The sequence below is a fragment of the Ruegeria sp. CH6 genome, from assembly GCF_056537005.1.
The window spans coordinates 1-4,169 of the sequence record NZ_JBQFQS010000039.1 but is presented as its reverse complement, the minus strand read 5'-3'; the positions used below and the strand labels follow the sequence as shown (position 1 = coordinate 4,169).

3 protein-coding genes and 2 pseudogenes are annotated in these 4,169 nt (G+C 48.5%); all 5 read right to left on the bottom strand.

Features of this window, described 5'->3' with window-relative positions; genetic code table 11:
- Positions 1 to 43 precede the first annotated feature (43 nt).
- Positions 44 to 301 (bottom strand): annotated as a pseudogene (locus ACR0CW_RS23020) (recombinase family protein); the annotation flags it as partial.
- 125 nt (positions 302 to 426) lie between these two features.
- Positions 427 to 609 (bottom strand): annotated as a pseudogene (locus tag ACR0CW_RS23015) (IS6 family transposase); the annotation flags it as partial.
- Between the two features lie 99 nt (positions 610 to 708).
- Complete coding sequence (locus tag ACR0CW_RS23010) at positions 709 to 3,117, bottom strand: FG-GAP-like repeat-containing protein (RefSeq protein WP_480789570.1); 2,409 nt, start codon at positions 3,115 to 3,117, stop codon at positions 709 to 711.
- Positions 3,118 to 3,223: 106 nt separating this feature from the next.
- Entirely contained in the window at positions 3,224 to 3,826 is a 603-nt protein-coding gene (locus ACR0CW_RS23005; RefSeq protein ID WP_480789569.1) for a hypothetical protein, read from the bottom strand.
- A 124-nt stretch (positions 3,827 to 3,950) separates the two neighbouring features.
- On the bottom strand, positions 3,951 to 4,169 hold a 219-nt coding region (locus ACR0CW_RS23000), incomplete at its 5' end, for a hypothetical protein (RefSeq protein ID WP_480789568.1).

Here is a 4,169-nt window from a genome sequence, read left to right as displayed (position 1 = left end):
CATCTGCTACCTCCATATCTGCTCAAAGATATGGAATCACGGATCAGAAAACTGGGGAAGACTGAATCTGATAAAGCCAGACGCGCTCTAGATCGCGGGCAATCCAGCGGTATGATCGTCCATCAGCAACAGCCTGAATGACTTGCGGCGTGAGTTTGTCAGATTTCGGGCGTTGACCAGGTTGACGGCCGAGTTTCTTGCCTCGTGCTTTTGCAACGGCAAGCCCAGATTTGACGCGTTCACTGAGCAGATCGCGTTCGAACTGGGCAATTACGGACAGTAATGTTGCCATCATACGGCCATGGGAGCCACGCCATTGCGACGCGCAACAGCAGAGATGATTTCAATCTCAGACATGAGCTTGTGCCTAAGGCTATCCTTAAGTCTCCTTGATCAGGCCAAGGAGGCTGGGCGAAATGGGGCCAGTTCAGCGATAAGATGGGCGTATCGGCTTACCCAGCGGTTTAAGGTCGCGTGATTGAGCTCGACGCCAAGTCCCGCCATGATTTCTTCCAGATCCCGATATGAAACGCCGTACCGGAGACAGAAGAAAACAGCGCACAAGATCACGTCTTTCGGAAAGTGTACATCTTTGAATGAGATGGTCACGGTCGGCCCATGTCATTTTGAGCACGCGCTACCAAAACTACACTCGGCCCGACAGCTGGAGAAAAAACTCGCGACAAAAACTTAAGGTAAACTCAATTGCTAGACCAGAACGGGGATGTGATCGTCCCATACAACAGTCAAAAATGCTTCGTTTCCGGTTGCGACCAGATCGACTCGACCGTCTTGGTCCAAGTCGGCGACCGCCAATTTAGTATTTGAACTGCCTTGTTTGAATGAACCTTCAACACGTGTTCCTTGGTCAAAACCTCCGTTCCCATCGCCCAAAAACAATACTAGTGCATTTTCTTCAGACATTCCTAAGGGATCCAGAACCAACACAGCTATGTCGGCATTTCCATCAGTGTTAAAGTCAAGAACTTGCCCGTCGGCGTCTGTTACAATCAGCTCCGTAACTCCAGCGTCAGTCCAATCGGATTCCACTTGTGTGGGCGCCTCAAAACCAGCGTCATTAGTCCGCAGAAATGTATGTATACCATGTGATGTAGCCCCACTTGGAGCAGAGGTTGCTGTCTCTACAACCAGATCAAGTGTGCCGTCATCGTTCAAATCAATAAGCTTTGCTTCAGGGGAACTGGCCAAGACAGTTGTGCCTTGGAAATTAAGAAGCTCTCGCACCGGAGTATTGACAAAACCACCACCAGTTTGCCCGAAAAAAATAGGAATTTCATTCGGAAAGATCACCGCCGATGCCCCAATCAAAGCGATGTCAGCCAAGCCGTCACCATTCAAGTCGCCAACTTCTATCTCTCTTACTATGCCGAATGAACCTTCACCAATAACCTGGCGCTGAAATGTGCCATCCGGGTTCGAAACAAACACGACTGTACCTGTGGTACCGTTATGTGTGACAATGTCTAAACGACCATCACCGCCTACATCCGCAATCTCTAAGTTTGTGACTCTACCGTCTCTGGCATCGAGTAATTCTATGCTGTCAGCAAACCCGCCATTCCCATCGTTCCAAAAGATTCTAACGCTATTATTCCCGCTAAACTCCCTCGTCAAAACCAAGTCCAAGTTGCCATCGGCGTTCATATCTATGGCAAATAAACCATCATCCACGCCAGTTTCTGGTCCGAACAACTCTCCAAGGTCGATTCTCTGACCTTGTCTAAAAGTACCATCCCCATTGTTCGCATACACCGCAAGATCTAACTGTGCGCTAAAGAACCGACCTATTATGTCGACATCACCATCGCCATCAAAATCCGCCAGAGCAACGTTTGTTGTTCTAAATCCAATCAGATCCGGATCCGCAAGACTGAGTTGGAAAGATCCTATTTGCCTTTCAACTATTTCCATTCTCAGCGGAGTGTCAACGCCTCGTAAGTTTGAAGAAATGGCCGTAACTGTGATCTGCCCTTGGTTCAATTCACTAAAGTCTGTTGGGTTGGTAACCCAGCTGCCGTCGGCATCCACTTCTGCCTCAATGTTGATCATAGTATTCATGTCATCAATAATTGTAACAGAAACGACCTGACCTTGTTCGACATTGGCTGTTGTCCCAGATACCCTTACGTTACCTGCCTCATTATCATCAAGAATCCTGTCGGTCGTACTTATACCGGAAATTGAGGTAAGCGTGATGACCGGGTCAAGTTCTCTGAATGCGGTTACGGATTCGTCTTGGGCTGAAATGTTCTGTGAATTTGTTACTGTCGCTGTTATTTCGATTTGCCCTGCTGCTAATTCGCTGACATCAGCTTCGTCGGTCCTCCATCTTCCGTCTGAGGAGACGAGTGCAGTTGCGCTGACACTTAGAGTGCCGTCGCTATAAGTGACTGTCACCTCTTGGCCGGCTTCAACGGCAGCCGTTGTACCTGATATGGTTAGGGCAAGGGCTTCGGAATTGCTGATGTAACCGTCCTCGCCGACAGGCGTATTGATCATTATTGTTGGTCGCAACAATGTTGGTTGCAACTCCTCAGGTTCCTCGCGCGAAACTGAAGAGGTAGAGGTAACAGCGGCCCCGATGACTGCAGCGCCTCCCGCAATTGCCGCCCACGCCGCTGACGATAACCCGACCCCACTGGATGATCCAATGCCAGCGACCCCCATGGCCTCCGTCTCATTGTCAGCTTGATTGATTGGAGCCAGAGTGGGACCTTCAACCAGCTCTGCAGCACCCAAGTTGTTTACAGCCTGCGAAACTACATCCTGTGAACCTGGTGGAGAAGTGATGTCGGTCGGGATCGGCACATATGATCCACTCAGAAGACCACTGGGGCCGATCCCATCCAACGCTACATCAAACAGAACCCCTTCATTGCTTAAAATCAGGCGACCAACTGCCTGCCCTTCCACAAAGAAATTCTCTACAACAATCTGCGTATCATCTGTGAGATAAACAACAAGCACCCCATCGATGTTCCGAAAATATGAAATGTCGGCTGGATCAATGGAGAGGACCACACCAAGTTCATCAGGTAAATAGACCAAACGCTCAGATAGAACTATCAATTTATGCAATTCAATTCCTGTCGCCATTACTCATGTCCATTCTGATTAAAGTTGCAGTTTGGTCCTTTAAGACCTATTTTCAATTGCACTCGAAGCTTCATTTCTTTAGCTGCCCCAAAGTTACAATAGGGTATCAATCAGGCCAGAATTCCGTCGGCGAAATGAAGATAACTGAGAGGCTGGGAAATTCTGCTTGCAGGTTAGTTATTAACTCTACGTCGTTTTTTAACTGAATCGACGATCCTGTATTGTCTGAAACTACGAGAAGTAGACGCAACTCAAGCGGACAATTCCGAAAAACCGTGGCCGCCATTGCCGTGTCTTCACAGACAACTATCTCCACAACACTTCCCCCCAGTGCCGCAACCATCTCTGATGCGAGCGACCCTGAATACCTGCCAGCGCAAACGCAATGAATCTTCTTGGGCCGAGTGATCAGGCCGTGATCCAGCAAGCACGCGGAGACCAGCGCAAACAAATCCGAGCCATAATGATACATGGAGACAGTTGAATGAATATCATTTGCAGTTCGAAATAGAGCAATGGCCAAGACACCAACGGCACTGTAAACGGCGAGGCACTCAATGAGCCCAAAGCCCGATAGCCAAAGCAAGAACCCTGCGCCCAGTCCAGAGAGCAAACCAATGAATAATTCAAGCCATATTGGACCCTCAGAAATGAGCGGCTTGGGTTCTTGGTTAAATATCGAGTCAACCATCAAAACTTGAGCTTCCATTCTTACTTCATAGTAAGGCGGCTATGAAAAACAGCCCATTTGCGATGAACTTAATTTTTCACTAAATCAAACTAAGATGATCAGGAGTTAAGCGGCCTGATGACAACCTGAGTAAATTCTGAATTTACCGGGAAGGCGCCATAGGCGTTGCTTGAAACGGCTTCAGGCCTCCATTGACCCCGCCCCAAACTGTGCCATCAATTGCAAGATCAAGCCATTTGCAGTTCGAAAGTGAAGTCGCTTTGCGGCCCAGAACTAGAGCGCGTCTGGCTTTATCAGATTCAGTCTTCCCCAGTTTTCTGATCCGTGATTCCATATCTTTGAGCAGATATGGAGGTAGCAG